Raw genomic sequence first — 22,562 nt, 5'->3', positions numbered from 1 at the left:
GCCCTGCACGGGGGTGAGGGCGGCGCCCTGCATTACTCGGGGGATGCAGGGGGTGCGGAGGGCATGCCGAGTGCGAGCGGCGCGGGGGCCGAACGGGACGACGGACCCTGGCTGTTGGGGGTGCGTCACCACGGGCCAGGATCCGCGCGGGCCGTGCGGGCCGCCCTCGATGCGCTCGCCCCGCGCGCCGTCCTGATCGAAGGGCCGCCCGAGGCCGACGCGCTGGTGGGGCTCGTAGGTGACCCGGGAATGAGCCCGCCGGTCGCGCTGCTCGCCCATGTCACGGACGACCCGGCGCGCTCGGCGTTCTGGCCGCTCGCCGAGTTCTCGCCGGAGTGGGTCGCGTTGCGCTGGGCCGTGGAGCACGGCGTACCGGCCCGCTTCATCGACCTGCCCGCGTCCCACACCCTGGCCGAAAGGCCGGACCGGGACGAGGAGTTGGAGGCACCCCGCGCGCCGGGGGCGGTGACCGGCCCTCGTGGCGCGGATGCGCCGGCCCCCGGTCCCGAAGCCGGCCCCGCGGAGCCGGGTGCCGGGACGGACGCGGAGCCGGGTGCCGGGCCGGGTGCCGGGACGGGCGCCGAGCCGGGCGCCGGGCCGGATGCCGCGCCCGGTGCTCAAGCGGATGCCGAGCCCGTCGCTGCTCAAGCGGGCGCCGAGCCGGATGCCGCGCCCGGTGCTCAAGCGGATGCCGAGCCGGATGCCGCGCCCGGTGGTCAAGCGGATGCCGAGCCCGTCGCTGCTCAAGCGGGCGCCGAGCCGGATGCCGCGCCCGGTGCTCAAGCGGATGCCGAGCCCGCCGCTGCTCAAACGGATGCCGATCCGGGCGGCGGTCCGGGTTCCGGAGTGGGTGGTGAGCCGGAGGACCTCCGTATCGACCCCCTCGCCGTACTCGCCGAAACCGCCGGTTACGACGATCCCGAGCGCTGGTGGGAGGACGTGGTGGAGCATCGCGGTGCCGTCGCGGACGCGCTCGCTCCCTTTGCCGCGCTGGCCGACGCCATGGGGGCGCTGCGTGAGACGTACGGCGACGGCGGGCACGCGCGCGATGCGGTGCGCGAGGCGTATATGCGTCTTCAACTGCGCGCCGCACGAAGGGAGTTCGGGGACGAGGTGGCCGTCGTCTGCGGTGCCTGGCACGTGCCCGCCCTGCGCGCCGGGGCCGCCGTCTCCGCCGACCGTGCGCTGCTCAAGGGCCTGCCCAAGGCCAAGGTCGACATGACCTGGGTGCCCTGGACCCACCGCCGCCTCGCTCGTGCGAGCGGATACGGAGCGGGCATCGCCTCGCCCGGCTGGTACGCGCATCTGTTCCGTGCCCCCGACCGGCCCGTGACGCGCTGGATGACCAAGGTCGCGGGCCTCCTCAGGGACGAGGACAGGACGGTCTCGTCCGCCCACGTCATCGAGGCCGTCCGCCTCGCCGACACTCTCGCCACGATGCGCGGCCGCCCGCTGCCCGGCCTCACGGAGACGACCGACGCGATCCGCGCGGTGATGTGCGAGGGCTCGGACGTCCCCTTGGCGCTTGTGCAGGACCGGCTCGTCGTCGGCGATGTGCTCGGCGAGGTGCCGGCCACGGCGCCCGCCGTACCACTGCAGCGCGACCTGACCCGGCTCCAGCGGAGCCTGCGTCTCAAACCCGAGGCGCACGAGCGGGAGTTGGAGCTCGATCTGCGCAAGGACACCGACGCGGCGCGCAGCCGCCTCCTGCACCGGCTGCGGCTGCTCGGTATCGCCTGGGGCGAGCCGGCGGCGGCCTCCCGCGGGTCCACCGGCACCTTCCGGGAGACCTGGAGCCTGCGCTGGGAGCCCGAGCTCGCGGTACGCGTCGCCGAAGCCGGAGTCTGGGGCACCACGGTGCTCGCCGCCGCCACCGCGAAGGCCGAGACGGACGCGATCGGCGCCCCGGCCCTCGCCGATGTCACCGCACTCGCCGAGCGCTGCCTGCTCGCCGAACTGCCCGACGCGCTGCCGACGGTGATGCGCGTGCTCTCCGACCGCGCCGCCCTGGACGCGGACGTCGGCCATCTCGCCAGAGCCCTGCCCGCCCTGGTCCGCTCGCTGCGCTACGGCGACGTACGCGGCACCGGCACCGGAGCACTCGCCGAGGTCGCCGCGGGTCTCGCCGAGCGGGTCTTCGTCGGCCTGCCGCCCGCATGCGCCGCCCTCGACGCCGAAGGCGCGGCCGATTTGCGCGGCCATGTGGACGCCGTGCACACGGCGGTGGGCCTGCTCGCCGAGCCCGCCGCAGTGGACGGAAGCCCGCCGTCCGGTATGCGCAAGCGCTGGTACGCCGTCCTGCGCGTGCTCACCGCGCGGGACACCGTCCCGGGGGAGATCCGCGGCCGCGCGGTGCGACTGCTGCTCGACGAGGGCGAGTTGGAGGAGGCGGAGACCGCCCGGCTCATGGGCCTCGCCCTCTCGCCGGGCACACCGCCGGCCGATGCCGCGGCCTGGATCGAGGGCTTCGTCGGGGGAGGCTCGGGCGGCGGCATGCTCCTGGTGCATGACGAGCGCCTCCTCGGCCTGGTCGACACCTGGCTGACCGGAGTCACGGACACCGCCTTCACAGACGTACTGCCACTGCTGCGGCGCACGTTCTCGGCGTACGAACCAGGAGTGCGCCGCACCCTGGGTGAGCTGGTCCGCCGCGGCCCCGCGGGCACACCCGCCACCGCGCCCGGCTCGGCGGGCATCCCCGGTTTCGCACCGGACCTGGACACCGAGCGCGCCGACGCCGTACTGCCGGTGCTGAGCCTGCTGCTCGGCCTCGACGACAACGACCTTGTGGGGGCGGGCACATGACGGCCGACGCGTACACGGACTCGACGGCGGACACGGACACGGACACGACCGCGAACACCGGCACCGACCCGAAAGCGAACACCAACACCGGCACCGACCCGAAAGCGAACACCAACACCGGCACCGGAACCGGCAGCGACGAGCGGCTGCGGCGCTGGCGGCTCTTCCTCGGCGGTGACGCGGCCGACGGCACCGGCTGCCAACTGCAGGGCAAGGACGCCGCGATGGACGGCGCGCTCGGTTCGCTGTACGGAAAGGGCGACAAAAGGGCGGCGGGCCGGGACCGTTCCGCCGGGCTCGGCGCGTCGGCGCCGTCCGTCGCGCGGTGGCTCGGCGACATCAGGACGTACTTCCCGTCCTCCGTCGTGCAGGTCATGCAGCGTGACGCCATCGACCGGCTCGGTCTGTCCGCGCTGCTTCTCGAACCGGAGATGTTGACGGCGGTCGAGGCGGACGTCCACCTGGTCGGCACCTTGCTCTCCCTCAACAAAGCGATGCCGGAGACCACGAAGGAGACCGCGAGAGCGGTGGTGCGCAAGGTCGTCGACGACCTGGAGAAGCGCCTCGCCACCCGCACGCGCGCGACACTCACCGGGGCCCTCGACCGCAGTGCCCGGATCAGCAGGCCGCGCCACCACGACATCGACTGGAACCGCACGATCGCGGCCAACCTCAAGAACTACCTGCCGGACCACCGGACCGTCGTGCCCGAGCGGCTGATCGGATACGGCCGGGCGTCGCAGTCCGTGAAGAAGGAAGTGGTGCTCTGCATCGACCAGTCGGGGTCGATGGCCGCGTCCGTCGTGTACGCCTCGGTGTTCGGCGCGGTCCTGGCGTCCATGCGGTCGATCGCCACCCGGCTCGTCGTCTTCGACACGGCCGTTGTCGACCTCACCGACCAACTCGACGATCCGGTGGATGTGTTGTTCGGTACGCAGCTCGGCGGCGGCACGGACATCAACCGCGCGCTCGCGTACTGCCAGTCGCAGATCACCCGCCCCGCCGACACCGTGGTGGTTCTCATCTCGGACCTGTACGAAGGCGGCATACGTAACGAGATGCTGAAGCGGGTCGCGGCGATGAAGGCCTCCGGCGTGCAGTTCGTGACGCTGCTCGCGCTCTCGGACGAAGGGGCGCCCTCGTACGACCGGGAGCACGCGGCGGCGCTGGCGGGGCTCGGCGCACCGGCGTTCGCCTGTACGCCCGATCTCTTCCCCGAGGTGATGGCCGCGGCGATCGAGAAGCGGCCCCTGCCGATTCCGGAGGCGGCCTGAAGCCGGTCGGCCCATTCCGGACATGGCTACCCATCAGTCACAGGGGACTTGCGCAACGCCAGGCGTCACATGCAAGGATCGAGTGCCGCCTACTAGGAGGGCCCCCGAACTTGACTGCCGCAGCCGCGTTTCCCGTAGCCGCCCAGCGCCTGGTGCGCTCGGCGGCCGCGCGGCGTGCGCTGCAGGTGACGCTGTTCCTCGGCGGACTCCTCGCCCTCGGGCTGCTGTTCGGTGGAAGGGCGCAGGCGGCGGAGGTGGCTCCGGAGGTCCCCGCGGACCTCACATCGGCATCGGCATCGGCGTCGGCCCCGGCCGAACCCGCAGACGCTGTCGAACCCGCAGACGCGGCCGAGCCGGTACGCAAGGCCGTCGACGTCGAGCCGGTACGTAAGGCCGTCGACGTCGAGCCGGTACGTAAGGCTGTACGGACAGCCGCCGACACCACCGGTACGACGGCCGACACGGCCTCCAACGCAACCGGCATCGCCGCCGACGCAACCGGCACGGCCGCCGACAAGACCGGCACCGGCACCGGCACCGCCGAGCCCATCCGCTCCACGGCCACGACAGTGACCCGCACGGTCCGCACGGTCCGCACGGCCGAAGAGTCCCTCAGGAACCTCACCGAGGGTGCCGCCGAAGCGCTGCCGAAGCCGGAGGACTTCCCCCGGCCGGCACTGCCGGGCACCGGTATCCCGCTCCCGGAGCCGGTTCTTCCGGGCACCGCGCCGGGCACCGGCGACGGCGGTCACACAGTGCGCCCGGGTGCCGACGGCGGCGCCCACACCATCCACAAGCCTCACAAGCCGCGCCCCGACTCCACGTACAAGCAGCGCAGTTGGAGCGCGGGCATCGCCGTCACGCGGCACATCGCACAGGACGGCGGCTTCGCGCGTGCCGCCCGCCATCACCAGCCGCCGCTGCCCTCCGACGCCCCGGCGCCGCCGTACGGCATCGCGGGCCACTCGGCCTCCGACTGTGGTTCGCAGCGGCACGGTGACCCGGGTGCCGTGGCGTTCTCCGGCGGTGCGGCCTTCCGGCTCGTGGCCGCAGGCGGTGCGGCCACGGCGTACTACCCGGTCCGCGACAGACACCGCGACATCCTCGAATTCCCCGGCTAGGGCAGGCCGTTCCCCCCGCCTGAGACCTGCCGCGCGGGGGCGGGACAGGTCTGCCCGCCGACGGAGAGCGCCTCATCCCGTGCGCCTCCGCACCCTCGAATTCGAAGGAACCGACACCAGCATGAGCAAGCACAGCAAGCCGAGCACGAGCAGCAAGTCCATCCGCCGTTCCATCGTCATAGCGGCCGGCGCCACCGGCATGCTCGCGATGGGCGCGGCGGGTGCGGGTGCCGCCGAGCTCCCCGCCTCCACCCCGATCAGTACGCCCGACCTGGACGTCGACGCGGTCGCGGGCGCCCAGGACAAGGTCGCCGACGCCACCGGTGTCGACGCCACCGACCTCGACAAGGGCGCCGTCGGCGGCCTCACCGGCAAGGCCGGGTCCACCGTCGCCGACGCCAAGGCGAAGGCCGGGAGCGTCACTTCGGGCGCCGAGAGCCTCGCGGGCGTCACCGGCCACGTCCAGCAGGACGTCACCGCCCACGCCCAGGGCCTCAAGGGCAAGGCGCACAGTCTCACCGGCAAGGCCGAGTCCGCGACCGGCAAGGTCAAGGGCGCCGCAGGACAGCTCAAGGGCGCCGCAGGGCAGGTCAAGGGCAAGGTCGGTGACCTCAAGGACGTCCAGGCCGGTGACGTGCAGGCCGCCGCCGACCAGGCCGCCCGCCAGTACATCGACGGCGAGCTCCCGGCCAACCCGGACCTCGGCCAGGCGCAGGACCGGATCGGTCAGGCCCAGGACCGGCTCGGCCAGGCGCAGGACCAGATCGACTACCTCTTCGGTCCGCTCTCCGCCTTCGCGCCCGGCTTCGCCGACCAGGCCACGGACCGTGCGGACCAGGCCACGGACCACGCGAAGCAGCAGACGCAGCAGCAGGCGCAGCAGGTGCAGGGTGGCGTCGCCGAGGCGCAGGGCCAGGTCCAGGGCCTGGCCGCGCAGGCTCCGGCCCAGGCGCAGGGTGCGCTCGGCCAGGCCGCGCCGATCGTCGACGAGACCTCCAAGTCCGTCCTTCCGCCGGTCGCCGCCACCGCGGTGGAGTCGGTCCTTCCGGTCGCGCAGCAGGCCGCGGGTGACGCGGGCGTGCTCGTCCAGGACGTGCACGCCGATGTCCAGCCCTTCGCGGCGGGCGTGGTGAGCGACGACGTGCAGCCGTTCGCGGGCGCGGTCGTCGAGGACGCCGAGCCGGCCGTGCGGAACGTGACCGGTGAGGTGAAGACCCTCGCGCAGGGCGTCGGCGGCAGCGCCACCGGCCTCACCCAGGACGTGACGGCCGATGTCCGGCCGTTCGCCCAGGACCTGACGGGCTCGGTCACCGAGGACGCGGGGCCGCTGGCGGGCAACGCCGTGGCCGGGGTCCAGGACACCGCCGCGTCCGTCACGCCGGGTTACGTCACCGGCATCTGATCCCGCCGTCGGTACGGCCGGAGCCACCGGCCGTACCCGACACGGTCACCCCCAGGACTCGGGCCGGGCGGCAGACGCATACGCACCGCGACCGGTGGGGACCCGGAAGCAACGCGAAGCGCCGCCCGGCCCGCTGTCTGTGACCGTAATCACCGCCGCAGTGTGATCTGCGATTTAGGGACCTACGTCCCACGGCGATAACCTGCGAGACGGACATGCCGCGTCCACGGACACCGTGCACGCCTCCCTCAGTGACAGCGCAGTCACGTTGCCCTTCGCGGCACGCCCACGCAGACAACGAACGCGATGAACGCGATCGCGACTGAACGCGATACCACTGAAAAGGGACGGACGCGCGTGGACCTGTTCGAGTACCAGGCGAGGGACCTCTTCGCCAAGCACGGTGTACCGGTGCTGGCCGGTGAAGTCATCGACACGCCTGAGGCGGCGCGCGAGGTGACCGAGCGTCTCGGCGGCAAGTCCGTCGTCAAGGCGCAGGTGAAGGTCGGCGGCCGCGGTAAGGCCGGTGGCGTCAAGCTCGCCGACAACCCTGAGGACGCGGTCGAGAAGGCCCAGCAGATCCTCGGCATGGACATCAAGGGCCACACGGTCCACAAGGTGATGCTCGCCGAGATGGCCCCCGAGATCGCCGAGGAGTACTACGTCTCGTACCTCCTCGACCGCACCAACCGCACCTTCCTCGCCATGGCCTCCGTGCAGGGCGGCATGGACATCGAGGAGGTCGCGGAGAAGACCCCCGAGGCCCTGGCCAAGGTGCCGGTGGACTCCAACGAGGGCGTGACCATCGAGAAGGCGCGCGAGATCGTCGCGGCCGCCAAGTTCCCGGCCGATGTCGCCGAGAAGGTCGCCGAGGTCCTCGTCACGCTGTGGGACACCTTCGTCAAGGAGGACGCCCTCCTGGTCGAGGTCAACCCGCTCGCCAAGATCGCGAACGGCGACATCCTGGCCCTGGACGGCAAGGTGTCCCTGGACGCCAACGCCGACTTCCGCCAGCCGGAGCACGACGCGCTCGAGGACAAGGCCGCAGCCAACCCGCTCGAGGCTGCCGCCAAGGCCAAGGGCCTCAACTACGTGAAGCTCGACGGCGAGGTCGGCATCATCGGCAACGGCGCGGGTCTGGTCATGTCGACCCTCGACGTCGTCGCGTACGCCGGTGAGGCGCACAGCAACGTGAAGCCCGCCAACTTCCTCGACATCGGTGGCGGCGCCTCCGCCGAGGTGATGGCGAACGGCCTGGAGATCATCCTCGGTGACCCGGACGTCAAGTCCGTCTTCGTCAACGTCTTCGGCGGCATCACCGCCTGCGACGAGGTCGCCAACGGCATCGTCCAGGCCCTGGAGCTGCTCAAGTCCAAGGGCGAAGAGGTCACCAAGCCGCTGGTCGTGCGCCTCGACGGCAACAACGCGGAGCTGGGTCGCAAGATCCTGAGCGACGCCAACCACCCGCTCGTGCAGCGCGTGGACACCATGGACGGCGCGGCCGACAAGGCCGCCGAGCTCGCGGCCGCGAAGTAAGGGACGAGGGAAAGAACAGCCATGGCTATCTTCCTCAACAAGGACAGCAAGGTCATCGTCCAGGGCATGACCGGTGCCACGGGCATGAAGCACACCAAGCTGATGCTCGGTGACGGCACCAACATCGTCGGCGGCGTGAACCCCCGCAAGGCGGGCACCGAGGTCGACTTCGACGGCACCTCCGTACCGGTCTTCGGCACGGTCAAGGAGGCCATGGAGAAGACGGGCGCCAACGTCTCCGTCCTCTTCGTGCCCCCGGCCTTCTCGAAGGCCGCCGTCGTCGAGGCCATCGACGCCGAGATCCCCCTCGCCGTCGTCATCACCGAGGGCATCGCCGTCCACGACTCCGCCGCCTTCTGGGCGTACGCGAAGTCGCAGGGCAACAAGACCCGCATCATCGGCCCGAACTGCCCCGGTCTCATCACCCCGGGCCAGTCCAACGCCGGCATCATCCCGGGCGACATCACGAAGCCGGGCCGTATCGGCCTGGTCTCGAAGTCCGGCACGCTGACGTACCAGATGATGTACGAGCTCCGTGACATCGGCTTCTCGTCGGCCGTCGGTATCGGTGGCGACCCGGTCATCGGCACCACGCACATCGACGCGCTCGAGGCCTTCGAGGCCGACCCCGACACCGACCTGATCGTGATGATCGGCGAGATCGGCGGCGACGCGGAGGAGCGCGCGGCGGACTTCATCAAGGCCAATGTGACGAAGCCGGTCGTCGGCTACGTCGCGGGCTTCACGGCGCCCGAGGGCAAGACCATGGGCCACGCCGGCGCCATCGTCTCCGGCTCCTCCGGCACCGCGCAGGCCAAGAAGGAGGCCCTCGAGGCCGCGGGCGTCAAGGTCGGCAAGACCCCGACCGAGACCGCCAAGCTGGCGCGCGCCATCCTCAACGGCTGAGGTTCCTCGCGCCTTTTCACCGCGTGTGGGCCCGTACCCCTCCTGCCGGGGGTGCGGGCCCACACGCGTGTACGGGTGCTCTCAGCCGGTCATCGGAACCAGCCGCTCAGGGCCGGCGGCCGGCTCCTCCCGCAGCTTCTTGCGCAGCACCTTCTCCTTCTTGGTGAGCTTGCCGGGACCCATCCGCGGCGGCACCCCGCGGACCGTCTCGCCGGGCGCGTGCTCGGGCTCGTAGTGCGTCGGCGAGGTGGCGAGGGCCAGGGCCGATGCGCCGATGATGAGCGCGGTGAAGGCGATGGCGGCCCGCGTCCAGAACCGTGAGCGGTGTTCTCCGCCCTGCCGTACGACGGTGGCCTTGCCCGCGCTCAGCTTCTCGGCCCGCGCCAACTCATCGAGTCTGCGGTGCAGTTCACCGGGTTCGGACAGCTCGGGCAGCTGCTCGGCGACGGCTTGGCGGGCGTGCAGGAGCCGGTTCGCCGCGGCCGGGGTCGAGGCCTCCGTCTCGGCGGCGGTCTCGGGCAGATCGAGTCCGACCCCGTCGTAGAGGACCAGCGTCCTGCGGTACGCGGCCGGGAGGCTGAGCAGCGTGTCGAGCAGCTTGCGGTCCTCGGGCTCGGCGGGCGGCGCGTCCGGCTGCCGGTGGCTGCGGCGCAGCCGGTGCCAGGGCGAGAGCGCGTACTCGTAGGCCGCGGCCCGCACCCAGCCCACCGGGTCCCGGTCCACGGCCACTTCGGGCCAGCGCTCCCAGGCCTGCTGAAAGGCCCGCTCCACCGCTTCCTTGGCGAGCGCGCGCCGCCCGGTGAGCAGATACGTCTGGCGTACGAGGCCGGGGGCGCTGAACGCGTACAGCGCGTCGAAGGCCTGATCGGGCGTCAGGCCGCTGCCGGCGGCCCGGCTCCCGGGCTCGCCGGTGCCGCCGTCACCCCCGGACAGGGCGGCCGGTACGGCACCGGCGGCCGAGTCACCCTTGCCGCCGCCCTTTCCGCCCCACGCGCCCGCGCCCGCGGGCACGGCGGCGGGCCCGTACTCATGCCGTACGGCCATGGCGGCCGGCGGTTTCGCGGCCCGCTTGGCCGCGGCCCTGGGCCGCGTCTGCCGAGCCGCCGGCTTGAGCGGCAGAGGCCGCGCGGCGGCGGGAGCCCCCTTCACGACCCGCGCCTCGACGTACGGCTGGGGCTTGGGGGCTCGGTTGTTGCTGTTGCTGGTGTTGCTGGTGCTGCTGCTGGAGCTGGTGCTGCCGGTGCCGGTGCGGGGGGTCGAGGCGCGGGTCTCCTCGGATCCGGCTTCGCCCCGCGCGGGCCGCTCCGCGACTGCTTCGGTCACGGGCCGCGCCTTGGTCTCGGTCTCGGCCTCGGGCGGCTGGGGCTGCGCGACCTGGGCTTCGGCTTCGGTCTCGGCTTCGGTCTCGGTCTCGGTCTCGGCCTGGGGCGGCTGGGGCCGCACCACCTGGGCTTCGGCTTCGGTCTTACTGGGCTCGGCCACTTCGGCCACCGGCTCCTGGGTCACCGGCTCCTCGGCCGCCGTCTCCTCGACCTCGGTCACCGGGACCTCGGCCACGGACTTCTCGACCACGGTCTTCTCGGTCGTGGCCTCCGTGGTCCCCAACTGCTCGACGAGGGCGGGCGGTTGAGGTGGGGAAGACGGGGTGCGCACGGGCCTCGTCTCTTCGGGGGCGGGGCGGGCGGGGGCGCGCTTGGCCAGGCGCGCGAGGAGTGCGGGGGTCGGCCGCTCGGGGTCGGGCGCCGGCCGCTGCGGGGCGGGCGCGCCCTCGGTGGACTGGCGCTGTATCTCCGCCGCGATATCGGCGAGGAGCCGTGCGTACGCCTCGCGCTTGCGGCCCCGTGGATTCGTGCGGCCGGTCTCCCAGGACCGGACCGTCTCACGGGTGACGCCCACCTTCGCGGCGACCTGCGCCTGCGTCAGCTCCTTCGCCTCGCGCAGCTGTCGGCGCTCCTCCGGGGGCGGCAGCGGGGTGGCGGGGCTCTGGGTCATGTCGGACTCTCCACACCGTGGGCCTTGGGACCGTCTTTCGCCGGGCAGGCCGCCGTGGTGCGGGCAGCCCTACGCCGTACGAAAAAGTACATAAACGTATATTGAGCGACACTTCGGGCATTCGCCTGTTACGCGTGGGGAGCGCGTGTCGTTGGGAGCATGTCGGGCGTGACGCACATGACCGACCGCAGCCCGTCGTCCGCCCCGTCGACACCGGCGTCCCTGCTCATCGGGCTCGCGCGCAGCAGCCGCCGCAGAACGTCCGCGCTCGCCACCTGTCTGCTCGGCGGCGCGATCGCCGCGGGTCTCGGGCTCGGCTCGCTCGCGGTCCTGGTGATGGTGGCGTGGATCAGTTCGCCGTATCCGGACAGCGGGCCCGGCGGTGCGCTGCAGGTCGCGGCCGGGCTCTGGCTGCTCGCCCACGGTACGGAGCTGATCAGGACCGACACCCTGTCAGGAGCCGCCGCACCGCTCGGTGTCACGCCGCTGCTCCTCGTCGCGCTGCCCGCACTGCTGCTGCACCGTGCCGCCCGTGACGCCGTCGACTCGGCGGACGGGGCGCGCTCCGCGCTGTGGGGCGTGGTCGCCGGCTACCTCCTGGTGGGCGGGTGCGCGACGCTGTACGCCGCCGGCGGTTCCCTCTCCGCCGACCCGGTGAGCGCGGCCCTGCATCTGCCCGTGGTGGCGGTCCTGGGCGCTGCGGCCGGGGTGTGGACCGCGTACGGGCGGCCGCGCGGCCCGCTGCCCGCGGTGCTGCGCCGTCTCCTCGACGCCGGTGCGGTACGCCGCTTCGCCGTACGGCCCCGGATCGGTGCGGCCGCACGGGCCGCCGCGGCGGGGGTCGTGGTGCTGCTCGGCGGGGGAGCGCTCCTTGTCGGGCTGTCCCTCGTGGTGCACGCGCAGGCCGCGCAGTCGGCGTATCTGCAGCTCACGGAGGTGTGGTCGGGGCGGTTCGCGGTGCTCCTGCTCGCGCTCGCGCTGGTGCCCAACTCCGCGGTGTGGGGCGCCTCGTACGGGCTCGGGCCCGGGTTCGCGCTCGGCACGGGCAGTGTCGCCTGGCCGCTCGGTGCCCCTTCGGAGCCGTTCCTGCCGCCGTTCCCGCTGCTCGCCGCGGTGCCGGACGCCGGTCCTGGTTCGCCGCTCACCTGGTCGGCGGCCGGGGTGGCGGTGGCCGCGGGCGTGGCCGTCGCGTGGTTCACGGTGCGGGCCGCGGCGCCGGTGGACGGGGAGCGGGACGCGGCCTGGTCGCGGGGCGAGACGGCGCTGACGGCGGGTCTCGCGGCGGTCCTGTGCGGGCTCGCGCTCGCGGCGCTCGCGGCGCTGGCCGGCGGTCCGCTGGGGAACGCGGAACTCGCGGACTTCGGCCCGGTGTGGTGGGCGACCGGCGGGGCGGCGTTCGCCTGGTCCGCGCTTGTCGGGGTGCCGGGAGCCCTTGGACTACGGGCCTGGCGCGTACGCGAGGTGCGGGTACGTGAGGTCCGTGAGCGTGAGGTCCTTGAGCGTGAGGTACGCGATCCGGTCGCCCCGGTGCGGCCGGCCGGTGAGGAGCCGGGGGGCCGGGCCCGGCGGTGGTGGCCGTGGCGGCGCCGGTCCGTTCCGGCGGAAGGGGCTTCGGCCGCTGCCTTCGAGCCGTACGACTTCTCCGTCGGGACGGCCGGGGCGGGGGCGGACGGACGGGCCTCCCGCGCGCAGCGCTGGGCGGAGCTGCGCGAGGTCACGGCGGAGACCTCCGCACCGGAGGACCGGGACCAAGATCAGGACCGGGACCAGGGCCGGGACCAGGGCCGGGACCGTGACCCGAAGCAGGAGCAGGAGCAGGCTCAAGGCCTGACGGGGAAGGAAACGGGAGCGGAAACGGAGGCGGAGCCGGACCCGAATCCGGACCCGAATCCGGACCCGAACCCGCAGCCCCCCGCTTCAGCCTGACGTTCCCCGGCCGCCCGTAACGCTGCTCCGCTACTCCGCCGGCGTGCTGAGGAACGGCCGCAGCTGCTCGGGGAGTTTGTCCTCGCAGGACTTCTGGGCGGTCGTGGTCAGGGCGTCGCTCACGCAGGTGTAGTAGTCGCGGTACACGATCTGGGCCGTGAAGGTGGCGGCGACCATGGCGAGGGCCAGGCACGCGGTGACCAGACCGCTGACCGCCGCCGTCGTCTGCGGCTTGGGCTGGGCGGCCTTGGCCGCGGCCTGCGCCTCGGGCTCCGTCCGGACCGGGGGCGTGGCCGTGGCCGTGGGGTCGGCGGGGGCGGGGCGGGCGCGCAGGGCGCTGATCGACCAGTAGACCGCGAGCGCGCCGAGCAGCAGCGCGACGTAAGGCCAGCTGAACAGCGCGAAGAAGAACGCCCACATGCCGCTGAGCAGGGCGTACCGAGCGCGGCGCTGGGCCGGGTCGGTGGGGTCCCAGCGCAGGCCGGAGCCGGGGCCGCCGGGCCCGCCGCCCAGGTTGTCCTTCTCCTGGTCGCCGCCGAGGCGCTGGCCGAAGGGGCCCGATGAGCGGCCGGGCTGGCGGGGGCTCCAGCGACCGCGGCCGCGGCTCTGGTCCTCCTGTCCGGCACCGTCCTCGGGGCGGCGCGGCTGCCACGGGCGGTCGGGGCTGCCCTCGGGCGGCGGGGCGAAGGGGTTGTCCGTCCCGGGCGTCCGGTCCTCCGGCACCTGTTCCTCCCGTGCCTGGTCCGCGCCCTCGGCTCGCTGTGCGTGCGAGTCCGCGTCCGTGGTCTGTCGCGGACCCTGCTGGTTCGGGTCCTGCTGTGACGAGGACGGGGGCGTGGGCAGTCGGTCCGGCATCAGGTGTGCGTCTTCCCCTAGTTGAGGCCCGATGTGGGCTTGCGTAGCGCTTGCTCCCCAGACGCTACCTTCCGGCTACGTCCCCGTCCCGTGGGGGCCGCTGCGTGTGCCGGTATCGTTGCTGACGGTCGGGCGCTTCGTAGAGTTCCCCGTATCGGGGACCATGAAGCATTCGTATGACCGCACAAAGCCGAGCAAGTCATGAAAGGGCCCCGTCGTGGCCTCATCTGCCGCCGCCCCCAAGCGCCTCGTCGTGCTCGTCTCCGGATCCGGGACGAATCTGCAGGCCCTGCTCGACGAGATCGAGGCCGCAGGGGCCGACGCGTACGGCGCCGAAGTCGTCGCCGTGGGCGCGGACCGGACCGGGATCGCCGGCCTTGAGCGGGCCGAGCGCGCGGGCCTCGCGACCTTCGTGTGCCGGGTGAAGGACCATGCCTCGCGCGAGGAGTGGGACCGGGCGCTCGCCGAGGCCACCGCCGCGCACGAGCCCGACCTGGTCGTCTCGGCCGGGTTCATGAAGATCGTGGGGAAGGAATTCCTCGCACGGTTCGGCGGCCGGTTCGTGAACACCCACCCTGCTCTGCTGCCCAGTTTTCCCGGTGCCCATGGCGTACGTGACGCACTCGCGTACGGCGCGAAGGTCACCGGTTGCACCGTCCACTTCGTCGACGACGGCGTCGACACCGGGCCGATCATCGCGCAGGGCGTGGTCGACATCCGGGACGAGGACGACGAATCCGCGCTCCATGAGCGCATCAAGGAAGTCGAGCGCTCGCTGCTCGTCGAGGTCGTGGGGCGTCTGGCCCGGCACGGCTACCGCATTGAGGGACGAAAGGTTTCCATCCCGTGACCGCCGAAGGTACCCAGCGGCCCATCCGCCGCGCCCTGATCAGCGTCTATGACAAGACCGGCCTGGAGGAGCTCGCCCGCGGCCTGCACGAGGCCGGCGTCGAGCTCGTTTCGACCGGCTCCACGGCCGGCCGGATCGCCGCCGCGGGTGTGCCGGTGACCAAGGTCGAGGAGCTCACCGGGTTCCCCGAGTGCCTCGACGGCCGGGTCAAGACCCTGCACCCGAAGGTGCACGCGGGCATCCTGGCCGACCTGCGGCTCGAGGACCACCGGCGGCAGCTGGCCGAGCTCGGCGTCGAGCCGTTCGACCTGGTGGTCGTGAACCTGTACCCGTTCAAGCAGACCGTCGCCTCGGGGGCGACGCCCGACGAGTGCGTGGAGCAGATCGACATCGGCGGTCCGTCGATGGTGCGCGCCGCCGCCAAGAACCACCCGTCGGTGGCCGTGGTCACGGACCCGGACTCGTACGCCGCGGTGCTGCAGGCGGTGCAGGAGGGCGGCTTCACGCTGGCGCTGCGCAAGCGGTTCGCCGCGGCGGCGTTCCGGCACACGGCGGCGTACGACGTCGCGGTGGCCGGCTGGTTCGCGGACGAGTACGCCGCGGTGGACGAGAGCGACTTCCCCGACTTCATCGGCTCGACGTACGAGCGTGCCAACGTCCTGCGCTACGGCGAGAATCCGCACCAGGGCGCGGCGCTGTACGTGAACGGCGAGGGCGGTCTCGCCGAGGCCGAGCAGCTGCACGGCAAGGAGATGTCGTACAACAACTACACGGACACCGACGCCGCGCGCCGGGCCGCGTACGACCACTCAGAGCCCTGCGTCGCGATCATCAAGCACGCCAATCCGTGCGGCATCGCGATCGGCGCGGATGTCGCCGAGGCGCACCGCAAGGCACACGCCTGCGACCCGGTGTCCGCGTACGGCGGTGTGATCGCCGTGAACCGGCCGGTGTCCAAGGAACTGGCCGAGCAGGTCGCGGAGATCTTCACCGAGGTCATCGTGGCGCCCGGCTACGAGGACGGCGCGCTGGAAGCCCTCACCAAGAAGAAGAACATCCGCGTCCTGCGCTGTGCCGAAGGCCCCGCGGACACGGTCGAGGTCAAGGCCATCGACGGCGGTGCGCTGCTTCAGGTCACGGACCGCCTCCAGGCCGCGGGCGACGACCCGGCGAACTGGACCCTGACCACCGGAGAAGCCCTCTCCGACGCGGAGTTGGCGGAGCTGGCCTTCGCCTGGCGGGCCTGCCGGGCCGTGAAGTCCAACGCGATCCTGCTCGCCAAGGACAGCGCCTCGGTCGGCGTCGGCATGGGCCAGGTCAACCGTGTCGACTCCGCGAAGCTCGCCGTCGAGCGGGCGGGCGCCGAGCGCGCGGCCGGTTCGTACGCCGCGTCCGACGCCTTCTTCCCCTTCCCCGACGGCCTGGAGATCCTGACCGCCGCCGGGGTCAAGGCCGTGGTGCAGCCGGGCGGTTCGGTCCGTGACGAGCTGGTCATCGAGGCCGCGAAGAAGGCGGGCATCACGATGTACCTCACGGGGACGCGGCACTTCTTCCACTGAGGTGTCACCGCAGGTGTCACCTCAGGTGTCGCCGCATACGACTGGCCCCGGTGTCGTCCTTCGACACCGGGGCCAGTCGTATGCGCGGGCCGTGCGTTACGGCTTCTTGATCACCAGGGTGTGCGCGGCACGGTCGTGCCAGCCCTGCGACTTGCCGGAGTTGTCGAACAGCGGCGACAGGTAGACGAGCAGCGCGCCGATACCGCACAGGAGGCTGCCGACCTGCGGCAGGATCCAGCGGATGAAGCCGGCGCCGGCGCCGGGGGCCTGGCCGGTCTCTTCCTTGACGACCTTCACACCGACGGCCATCTTGCCGAGGGTCGCGCCGAGGAAGGAGATCATCAGCCACTCGTAGAGCAGCGTGATGATGGCGAGCGCCGCGATGGCGCCGAAGAAGACGGCGACGACGCCGGAAGCGGCGTCGTTCACGCAGGCCTGGTAGCCCGGGTCCAGGTAGTCGCCGCAGTCGTCGGCGCTCTTCACCAGACCCATGGCGCCGAGCACACCGGCGAACATGAAGATCGCGTAGATGACGCCGATGACGAGGCCGTCGATGACACGGGCGCCGAAGCGGACGCCCATGCTGGCGATCTGGACGGTGCCGAGCGCCGGGATGTTCACGTAGCCGTTGTTGGCCTGGACGGTGCCGGGCTGCTGCGGGTAGCCGGGGTAACCGGCCTGCTGCTGCGGGTAGCCGGGCTGCTGGGGCTGCTGCTGCGGGTAGCCGTAGCCCTGCTGCGGGGGCACGCCCTGGGGGGCCTGCTGCGGGTAGCCGTAGCCGGGCTGCCCCTGCGGCTGCTGGGGGTAGCCGTACGGCTGCTGGCTGCCCTGCGGGGGCTGTTGGGGCTGCTGGGGCTGCTGGCCGTAGGGGTTGTTCGGGTCGCCGAAGCTCATGGCGGTTCTTCCTCTGTTGGAGTGCGGGGACGGCGCGGCGTTGCGGTCGGGCAGTGCTCAGTAACGGGCGCGGTTGAACCAGGCGTTGCCGTCGGACTTGCCGACGAAGACCGTGATCAGGATGGCGAGCACGGTGTGCACAAGGCCCACGATGATGAAGGGGTAGATGCCGAGAATCGCCGTGATGATGCCGAAGACCATCGTGGTGATGCGGATGCCGTTTCCGCCGCTGCCGAGCTTGGCACCCAGGAAGACCGCGAACCCGCCCCACAGGAGGGCGAATACGGCCATGGCCCAGACGGCGCCGACCGGGTAATCCTGCAGCTGCTGGAACTGCACGTCGTTCTGCAGGTCGGCGTTGTTCTTGGCCGCCGATATCCCCGCGGCGGTCAGGCCGATGAGTATCGCTCCGACGACCTGGAGCCCCGCGATGACGAAGAGCATCACGCGGGCGCCTGTCACGCCGCCCGGCATCGTCATCGGTCCGCCCTGGTAACCCCCGCCGTAGGGCTGCTGCACGGGCGGGGCCTGGGGATAGCCCTGACCGGGCTGCTGCCCGTAGGGGTTGTTCGGGTCGCCGAAGCTCATGGCGGTTCTTCCTCCGTTGTGAAAATGCTGGGGACGACGCGGTGGTACGGAGGAGGTCGAGCTGAATTGCGGTCCGTCCCCCCGTGCACTGCCCGCGGCACTGCGCCGCTCATCGTTCTAAAAGCCGGGCATATTTGTCCAGCCGCGTTCCACATGAGTTGTGCAAGTGCAACATCGGCCGATCTTTGCGGGGGAGCGATACGGGACCCGTTGCCGCGCGCGGATTGGAGCCCGGGACGGTTCATCCGCGAGGATGGGGGCATGACCGCCCAGATTCTCGATGGCAAGGCCACCGCAGCAGCGATCAAGGCCGATCTCGTACGGCGTGTGGAGGCGCTCAAGGCCCGTGGCAGCACGCCCGGCCTCGGCACCGTGCTGGTCGGGGAGGACCCCGGCAGCCAGAAGTACGTCGCGGGCAAGCACCGCGACTGCGCACAGGTGGGCATCGCCTCCATCCAGCGCGAGCTGCCCGCCACCGCCTCGCAGGAGGAGATCGAGGCGGTCGTGCGCGAGCTCAACGAAGATCCGGAGTGCACCGGTTACATCGTGCAGCTGCCCTTGCCCAAGGGCATCGACGAGAACCGCATCCTGGAGCTGATCGACCCGGCCAAGGACGCGGACGGACTGCACCCGACGAACCTCGGGCGGCTCGTCCTGAACGAACCGGCGCCGCTGCCGTGCACTCCGTACGGCGTCATCCAGCTCCTGCGGCAGTACGGCGTGGAGATCAACGGCGCGCATGTGGTGGTCGTCGGCCGCGGTGTCACCATCGGCCGCTCGATCCCGCTGCTTCTGACCCGTAAGTCCGAGAACGCGACGGTGACGCAGTGCCACACCGGCACCCGTGACCTGGCCGGGCACCTTCGCCAGGCCGACATCATCGTGGCCGCCGCCGGCTCCCCGCATCTGATCAAGCCCGAGGACGTCAGGGCGGGCGCCGCCGTGCTCGACGTGGGGGTCAGCCGTGACGAGCACGGCAAGATCGTCGGCGATGTGCACCCCGGTGTCGCGGAGGTCGCGGGCTGGATCTCCCCGAACCCCGGCGGCGTGGGCCCGATGACCCGGGCCCAGCTCCTGGTCAACGTGGTCGAGGCGGCCGAGCGCACCGCCGCGGTGAGCTGACATGGGTGAGCCGGTGAACAGCGGGCCCGCGAAGAACGCGAACGAGGCGGCCGAGGTGGCCGAGACGGGCGAGACGGGCGAGACGGGCGAGACGACGGAGTCTTTCGAGACGGCGGAGTCTGTCGAGACGGCGGAGCACGGTGGGGCGTCCGAGCACGGTGGGGCGTCCGGGCACGACGGGGCGTCCGAGCACGACGGGGCGATGTCGAAGAAGACCCGGCGCTTCCCGTCCATCACGAAGGACACCGCACGGCCCGAGGGCGGCGGGCGCGCGGCCGGCGGCGACGCCCCCGCACCCGCACGGCAGTGGCCGATGCTCGCCGTGCTCGGGGGCACCGGGCTCGGCCTGCTGCTCACCGCGTTCGACGTGTTCCGGGTCGGCACGCTTCTCATCGGCCTGTCCCTGATCGCCGGGGCGGTGCTGCGCCGGGTGCTGCCCTCGGTGGGGATGCTCGCGGTGCGCTCGCGCTTCACGGACATGGTGACGTACGGCGTCCTGGGGGTGGCCATCGCGCTGCTCGCGATGATGGCGCAGCCCGAGCCGTGGCTCGAGATCCCGTTCCTCGACGAGACCCTGCACTTCACCATCAGCAGTTAGCGCTGTTCCGGCAGCAGTTGGCGGTATCCCGGACCGGCCGGGGGTTCGTGGCCGCGGACCCCCATGTCCCCCGTCTGAATCCCCCGCGGGTCCGCGGCCGGCCGCACCGCGACCGGTGACCAAACCGGCGGGCTCACGGTACGGGGGACGACGCTACGGACCTGGGGCGGCTGCGTCGTCAGCTCAGCGGTGGAGTCTGGGCGCAACTCCCGTGGTAGCTGTCCGGTTCCTGCAACTTCCGCTGTACCCCGAGGGTTTGACGCCGCCACGCCGAGGGCCGGTTACGCTGCGGCGATGCGGATCCGGCCGTCTCGTTCCCTCGTCGCCGACGCGCTGATCGCGCTCGCGCAGACCAGTGTGGCCGTGCTGCTCGGCCAGGAGTCGAGGGCCCAGGGGTGGCCGGAACTCGACCTCTACGGCTATGTGCTGGTGGCCGTGGTCAATCTGTCCGGGGCGCTGCGCAGCCGGTGGCCCGTCGCCGTCTGTCTGTCCGTGCACGCCGTGTGGCTGGTGTATGTCACCGCCGGATACTGGCCGGTGGTCAACTCCTTCGGCCCGATGCTCGCCGTCTACACCGTGGCCTCGCTGCGCGGGCCCCGGCTCTCCGTGGCCTGCGCGGGCCTGATGGCCGCCGTGTGGATCTACGCGGGCGTGGTCAGCGGCACCGGCTCCATGCCCGCCGTCATCGGCCAGGCCCTGGTCTTCCCCGCGGTGATCTGGCGCTTCGGGTACGTGGCGCGCCGCTCGGCCGAACTCGCCCGCCAGCTCCGCAAGGAACAGGCGGAACGCGCCAAACGCGAGGTCGCCGAGGAACGCGGCCGGATCGCCCGTGAACTGCACGACGTGGTCGCCCACCACATGTCGGTGATCTCCGTGCAGGCCGGTCTGGCGAGCTTTGTCTTCGAGTCCGACAAGGACACCGCCCGCGGCGCGCTCAGCACCATCTCCGGCACGAGTGCCGAGGCCCTCGAGGAGCTGCGCCGGATGCTGCGGCTGCTGCGCGCGGAGGACGGGGACGACGCCCCCGACGCCCCGATGCCGGGCCTCGGCCGCCTCGGCGAGATGGTGGAGCGGGTCGGCGCCGGCGGACTGCCGGTCGAGCTGCGCGTCGAGGGGACGCCGCGTCCGCTCGCGCCGGGCGTCGACCTGTGCGCGTACCGCGTGGTGCAGGAGGCGCTGACCAACGTGCTGAAACACGCCCGGTCCGCGACCCGCGCCGAGGTCGAACTCCGTTATGGACAGGACCATGTGACGGTCTCCGTCACCGATGACGGAGAGGGGGTGATTCCGGACAGAGTCCAGGGAGGTGGCGGCCATGGCTTGATTGGGATGCGGGAGAGGGCCAAGCTCTACGGCGGGACGATCAGCATCGGCCCGCGTGGCAAGAACGGCGGATTCGCCGTACGGCTCGACCTGCCGACCTCCGCGCGGTCCGTACGGCGGGGGGACGACACTTCGGCATGACCGAAAGCACCAGGGTGCTCGTCGTCGACGACCAGTTCCTGATCCGCGCGGGCCTGGTCGGTCTGCTGCGCGCCGCCCCCGGTATCGAGGTGGTCGGCGAGGCGGGCGACGGCGCGGAGGCGGTGGCGCTCGCGGCCCGCACCCGGCCCGATGTGGTCCTGATGGATATCCGTATGCCCGGAATGAGCGGTATCACGGCCACCGAGAAGATTCTCTCGGCTGCCTCCGAACCCGCCCCGCGCGTCCTGGTGTTGACCACCTTCGACCTCGACGAGTACGTGTACGGGGCGCTGCGCGCGGGTGCCTCCGGGTTTCTGCTCAAGGACTCGGGGCCCGACCGGCTGCTCGCCGCGGTGGCCGCCGTCGGCGGCGGTGACGCGCTGTTCGCGCCGAGTGTCACCCGCCGTCTGGTCGAGGCCTTCGCCCGGCAGCCGGGCGTGCCCGCCGAGGGCGGCAGCGTGCCGCCCGCACTCGACGCGCTGACCGCGCGCGAGCGGGAGGTCCTGGAGCTGACCGGACGCGGCCTGTCCAACCCGGAGATCGCCGAGCGGCTCTTCATCAGCGAGGCGACGGTGAAGACCCATCTCAACCGCACCATGACCAAACTCCGCCTGGACAGCCGGGCGCAGGCGGTCGTGGTGGCGTACGAGACGGGGCTCGTGGTGCCGGGCGGGGCGTAGTCCGCAAGCGAAAAGTGCCCTCCGGAGAGGGCACTTTCGCGGCACGAACCCGCGGTTACGAGTGTGTGGTTACGAACTCGCGGTTACGAGTGCGCGGTTACGAACTCGCGGTTACGAACGCGCGGTTACGAACTCGCGGTTACGAACGCGCGCCTACCGGTTCAGCAGTACGGCCTGCTGTCCGCGGCGAACCGCTTGAACGCGGCCTTGGTTCCCGACCCGGCGATGCCGTCGATCGGCCCGTTGTAGTCCTGGTGCGCCTTCAGGCTGCGCTGCAGTCCCTTGATCGTGCCGCTGCCGACGATGCCGTCGATCGCGCCCGTGTACCCCCAGTGCGCCTTGAGGTTGCGCTGCATCGACTTCCAGCTGTTGGTGCCGAGCTGTCCGTCGATCGCGCCGTTGTAGCCCCAGTAGTCGTGCAGCCAGCACTGGACCCAGCCGGCCTCCCGCTTGCTCAGGCCGAGGTTGACCACCGCGAGCGGCGCGACGTCCTTGACGCTCACCGCGGCCGCGGGCTTCACGTCCGGCGCGGCCGTCGCGACGCCCGCGCCCGTGGTGGCGAGAGTGCCCGCGGCGATCCCGGCGGCGGCGCCGAGTCCGACCAGTGTCCTCGTCAGAGTGCGCATGCTGATTCCCCCTTCGGTCGGCCCCCCCTGACGGCTCGTCCTCTCCCCCGGGGAGGACGAGCCGCGTTCGGGGGGCGTGTGGGGGCGGCGCGGGGTGGACCGCGCCGCCCGTTGTGCACCACTGAGACTGAAGGGCCGCGGCCACCTCCCGCCAGGTTCGCCGGCAGGTTGCGGCGCGCATGGGACGCCTTCCACGTTGACCTGCGCAGACCTTGGGGTCCTGGCGGCTTCGGTGGGACGCTGGGACGGTTCTCGTTCGGGTGCGGCTCCCCGTAAAGCGCGGAACCGCACGCGGTGAGCGGGGCATCCTCTCCCTGTGGGGGAAGTTCCGGCCGGGACTTCTTCCGGGGGCTTCCAAGACGTG

General features: G+C 72.1%; 18 protein-coding genes and 1 pseudogene. 13 read left to right on the top strand and 6 right to left on the bottom strand.

The window, feature by feature from the left end:
- The first annotated feature begins 63 nt into the window (after positions 1 to 63).
- The 6 genes from ACFQVC_RS24690 to sucD all read left to right on the top strand — a co-directional run bounded on the left by ACFQVC_RS24690 (position 64) and on the right by sucD (position 9,044).
- A complete protein-coding gene (locus ACFQVC_RS24690) occupies positions 64 to 2,805 on the top strand; it encodes a DUF5682 family protein (protein ID WP_381834744.1) in 2,742 nt (913 codons plus the stop codon).
- Positions 2,802 to 4,079 (top strand): vWA domain-containing protein, encoded by a 1,278-nt coding sequence (locus tag ACFQVC_RS24685; RefSeq protein ID WP_381834308.1) that lies wholly within the window; start codon positions 2,802 to 2,804, stop codon positions 4,077 to 4,079. The genes ACFQVC_RS24690 and ACFQVC_RS24685 overlap by 4 nt, the downstream gene beginning before the upstream one ends.
- 110 nt (positions 4,080 to 4,189) lie before the next feature.
- The gene (locus tag ACFQVC_RS24680; protein ID WP_381834305.1) at positions 4,190 to 5,200 is read left to right on the top strand and encodes a hypothetical protein; all 1,011 of its coding nucleotides are present in this window, start codon (positions 4,190 to 4,192) and stop codon (positions 5,198 to 5,200) included.
- Between the two features lie 121 nt (positions 5,201 to 5,321).
- Positions 5,322 to 6,602: a hypothetical protein gene (locus ACFQVC_RS24675; RefSeq protein ID WP_381834302.1), complete on the top strand. Its 1,281-nt coding sequence runs from the start codon at positions 5,322 to 5,324 to the stop codon at positions 6,600 to 6,602.
- Between the two features lie 357 nt (positions 6,603 to 6,959).
- Positions 6,960 to 8,138, top strand: coding sequence for an ADP-forming succinate--CoA ligase subunit beta (sucC, locus tag ACFQVC_RS24670; protein WP_381834299.1), 1,179 nt, complete (start codon positions 6,960 to 6,962; stop codon positions 8,136 to 8,138).
- 21 nt (positions 8,139 to 8,159) lie between these two features.
- On the top strand, positions 8,160 to 9,044 hold the full coding sequence (gene sucD, locus ACFQVC_RS24665) for a succinate--CoA ligase subunit alpha (RefSeq protein WP_381834296.1): 885 nt from the start codon (positions 8,160 to 8,162) through the stop codon (positions 9,042 to 9,044).
- Positions 9,045 to 9,125: 81 nt separating this feature from the next.
- Here the strand turns inward: sucD and ACFQVC_RS42560 are convergent, their stop codons facing one another.
- Both ACFQVC_RS42560 and ACFQVC_RS42555 read right to left on the bottom strand, forming a co-directional pair.
- Positions 9,126 to 10,193 carry an RNA polymerase sigma factor gene (locus tag ACFQVC_RS42560; RefSeq protein ID WP_417851988.1) on the bottom strand — a complete coding sequence of 356 codons (1,068 nt, stop codon included), beginning with the start codon at positions 10,191 to 10,193 and terminating at the stop codon, positions 9,126 to 9,128.
- A 717-nt stretch (positions 10,194 to 10,910) separates the two neighbouring features.
- A pseudogene (locus ACFQVC_RS42555) lies at positions 10,911 to 11,036 on the bottom strand (helix-turn-helix transcriptional regulator); the annotation flags it as partial.
- Positions 11,037 to 11,195: 159 nt separating this feature from the next.
- On the opposite strand from ACFQVC_RS42555, the gene ACFQVC_RS24655 reads away from it, so the two are divergent.
- On the top strand, positions 11,196 to 12,962 hold the full coding sequence (locus ACFQVC_RS24655; RefSeq protein WP_381834291.1) for a cell division protein PerM: 1,767 nt from the start codon (positions 11,196 to 11,198) through the stop codon (positions 12,960 to 12,962).
- Positions 12,963 to 12,992: 30 nt separating this feature from the next.
- On the opposite strand, the gene ACFQVC_RS24650 is transcribed toward ACFQVC_RS24655, so the two are convergent.
- Positions 12,993 to 13,817, bottom strand: a complete 825-nt coding sequence (locus ACFQVC_RS24650; protein ID WP_381834288.1) for a hypothetical protein — start codon at positions 13,815 to 13,817, stop codon at positions 12,993 to 12,995.
- A 217-nt stretch (positions 13,818 to 14,034) separates the two neighbouring features.
- Here ACFQVC_RS24650 and purN point away from each other — a divergent pair, with 217 nt between their 5' ends.
- Both purN and purH read left to right on the top strand, forming a co-directional pair.
- Positions 14,035 to 14,667 carry a phosphoribosylglycinamide formyltransferase gene (gene purN, locus ACFQVC_RS24645; RefSeq protein ID WP_381834286.1) on the top strand — a complete coding sequence of 211 codons (633 nt, stop codon included), beginning with the start codon at positions 14,035 to 14,037 and terminating at the stop codon, positions 14,665 to 14,667.
- On the top strand, positions 14,664 to 16,226 hold the full coding sequence (gene purH, locus ACFQVC_RS24640; protein WP_381834284.1) for a bifunctional phosphoribosylaminoimidazolecarboxamide formyltransferase/IMP cyclohydrolase: 1,563 nt from the start codon (positions 14,664 to 14,666) through the stop codon (positions 16,224 to 16,226). Before purN ends, purH begins: the two co-directional genes overlap by 4 nt.
- 96 nt (positions 16,227 to 16,322) lie before the next feature.
- Here the strand turns inward: purH and ACFQVC_RS24635 are convergent, their stop codons facing one another.
- Both ACFQVC_RS24635 and ACFQVC_RS24630 read right to left on the bottom strand, forming a co-directional pair.
- Positions 16,323 to 17,120 carry an RDD family protein gene (locus ACFQVC_RS24635; RefSeq protein ID WP_381834281.1) on the bottom strand — a complete coding sequence of 266 codons (798 nt, stop codon included), beginning with the start codon at positions 17,118 to 17,120 and terminating at the stop codon, positions 16,323 to 16,325.
- A 57-nt stretch (positions 17,121 to 17,177) separates the two neighbouring features.
- Positions 17,178 to 17,708: a hypothetical protein gene (locus ACFQVC_RS24630; protein ID WP_381834278.1), complete on the bottom strand. Its 531-nt coding sequence runs from the start codon at positions 17,706 to 17,708 to the stop codon at positions 17,178 to 17,180.
- A 261-nt stretch (positions 17,709 to 17,969) separates the two neighbouring features.
- Between ACFQVC_RS24630 and ACFQVC_RS24625 the strand changes: the two genes are divergently transcribed.
- The 4 genes from ACFQVC_RS24625 to ACFQVC_RS24610 all read left to right on the top strand — a co-directional run bounded on the left by ACFQVC_RS24625 (position 17,970) and on the right by ACFQVC_RS24610 (position 21,572).
- On the top strand, positions 17,970 to 18,830 hold the full coding sequence (locus ACFQVC_RS24625) for a bifunctional methylenetetrahydrofolate dehydrogenase/methenyltetrahydrofolate cyclohydrolase (protein ID WP_381834276.1): 861 nt from the start codon (positions 17,970 to 17,972) through the stop codon (positions 18,828 to 18,830).
- 1 nt (position 18,831) lies between these two features.
- Complete coding sequence (locus ACFQVC_RS24620; protein ID WP_381834273.1) at positions 18,832 to 19,428, top strand: DUF3017 domain-containing protein; 597 nt, start codon at positions 18,832 to 18,834, stop codon at positions 19,426 to 19,428.
- A gap of 294 nt (positions 19,429 to 19,722) precedes the next feature.
- Positions 19,723 to 20,892 carry a sensor histidine kinase gene (locus ACFQVC_RS24615; RefSeq protein WP_381834270.1) on the top strand — a complete coding sequence of 390 codons (1,170 nt, stop codon included), beginning with the start codon at positions 19,723 to 19,725 and terminating at the stop codon, positions 20,890 to 20,892.
- Complete coding sequence (locus ACFQVC_RS24610) at positions 20,889 to 21,572, top strand: response regulator (RefSeq protein WP_381834267.1); 684 nt, start codon at positions 20,889 to 20,891, stop codon at positions 21,570 to 21,572. Before ACFQVC_RS24615 ends, ACFQVC_RS24610 begins: the two co-directional genes overlap by 4 nt.
- A 161-nt stretch (positions 21,573 to 21,733) precedes the next feature.
- Here ACFQVC_RS24610 and ACFQVC_RS24605 read toward each other — a convergent pair whose 3' ends face one another.
- Positions 21,734 to 22,198 (bottom strand): peptidoglycan-binding domain-containing protein, encoded by a 465-nt coding sequence (locus ACFQVC_RS24605; RefSeq protein WP_381834264.1) that lies wholly within the window; start codon positions 22,196 to 22,198, stop codon positions 21,734 to 21,736.
- Positions 22,199 to 22,562: the final 364 nt, after the last annotated feature.

Origin of the sequence: Streptomyces monticola (assembly GCF_042665355.1) — a bacterium.
Taxonomy (GTDB): Bacteria; Actinomycetota; Actinomycetes; order Streptomycetales; family Streptomycetaceae; genus Streptomyces; species Streptomyces monticola.
This window is presented reverse-complemented; position numbering and strand designations above follow the sequence as displayed.

Excerpts from the sequence above, each read along its gene's own strand:
- ACFQVC_RS24650 (WP_381834288.1), bottom strand. The coding sequence starts at position 13,817 with ATGCCGGACCGACTGCCCACGCCCCCGTCCTCGTCACAGCAGGACCCG.
- ACFQVC_RS24605 (WP_381834264.1), bottom strand. The coding sequence starts at position 22,198 with ATGCGCACTCTGACGAGGACACTGGTCGGACTCGGCGCCGCCGCCGGG.
- ACFQVC_RS24635 (WP_381834281.1), bottom strand. The coding sequence starts at position 17,120 with ATGAGCTTCGGCGACCCGAACAACCCCTACGGCCAGCAGCCCCAGCAG.
- ACFQVC_RS24685 (WP_381834308.1), top strand. The coding sequence starts at position 2,802 with ATGACGGCCGACGCGTACACGGACTCGACGGCGGACACGGACACGGAC.
- ACFQVC_RS24655 (WP_381834291.1), top strand. The coding sequence starts at position 11,196 with ATGTCGGGCGTGACGCACATGACCGACCGCAGCCCGTCGTCCGCCCCG.
- ACFQVC_RS24620 (WP_381834273.1), top strand. The coding sequence starts at position 18,832 with ATGGGTGAGCCGGTGAACAGCGGGCCCGCGAAGAACGCGAACGAGGCG.
- sucD (WP_381834296.1), top strand. The coding sequence starts at position 8,160 with ATGGCTATCTTCCTCAACAAGGACAGCAAGGTCATCGTCCAGGGCATG.
- ACFQVC_RS24625 (WP_381834276.1), top strand. The coding sequence starts at position 17,970 with ATGACCGCCCAGATTCTCGATGGCAAGGCCACCGCAGCAGCGATCAAG.
- ACFQVC_RS24610 (WP_381834267.1), top strand. The coding sequence starts at position 20,889 with ATGACCGAAAGCACCAGGGTGCTCGTCGTCGACGACCAGTTCCTGATC.
- ACFQVC_RS24675 (WP_381834302.1), top strand. The coding sequence starts at position 5,322 with ATGAGCAAGCACAGCAAGCCGAGCACGAGCAGCAAGTCCATCCGCCGT.
- ACFQVC_RS24615 (WP_381834270.1), top strand. The coding sequence starts at position 19,723 with ATGCGGATCCGGCCGTCTCGTTCCCTCGTCGCCGACGCGCTGATCGCG.
- ACFQVC_RS24630 (WP_381834278.1), bottom strand. The coding sequence starts at position 17,708 with ATGAGCTTCGGCGACCCGAACAACCCCTACGGGCAGCAGCCCGGTCAG.
- ACFQVC_RS24690 (WP_381834744.1), top strand. The coding sequence starts at position 64 with ATGCCGAGTGCGAGCGGCGCGGGGGCCGAACGGGACGACGGACCCTGG.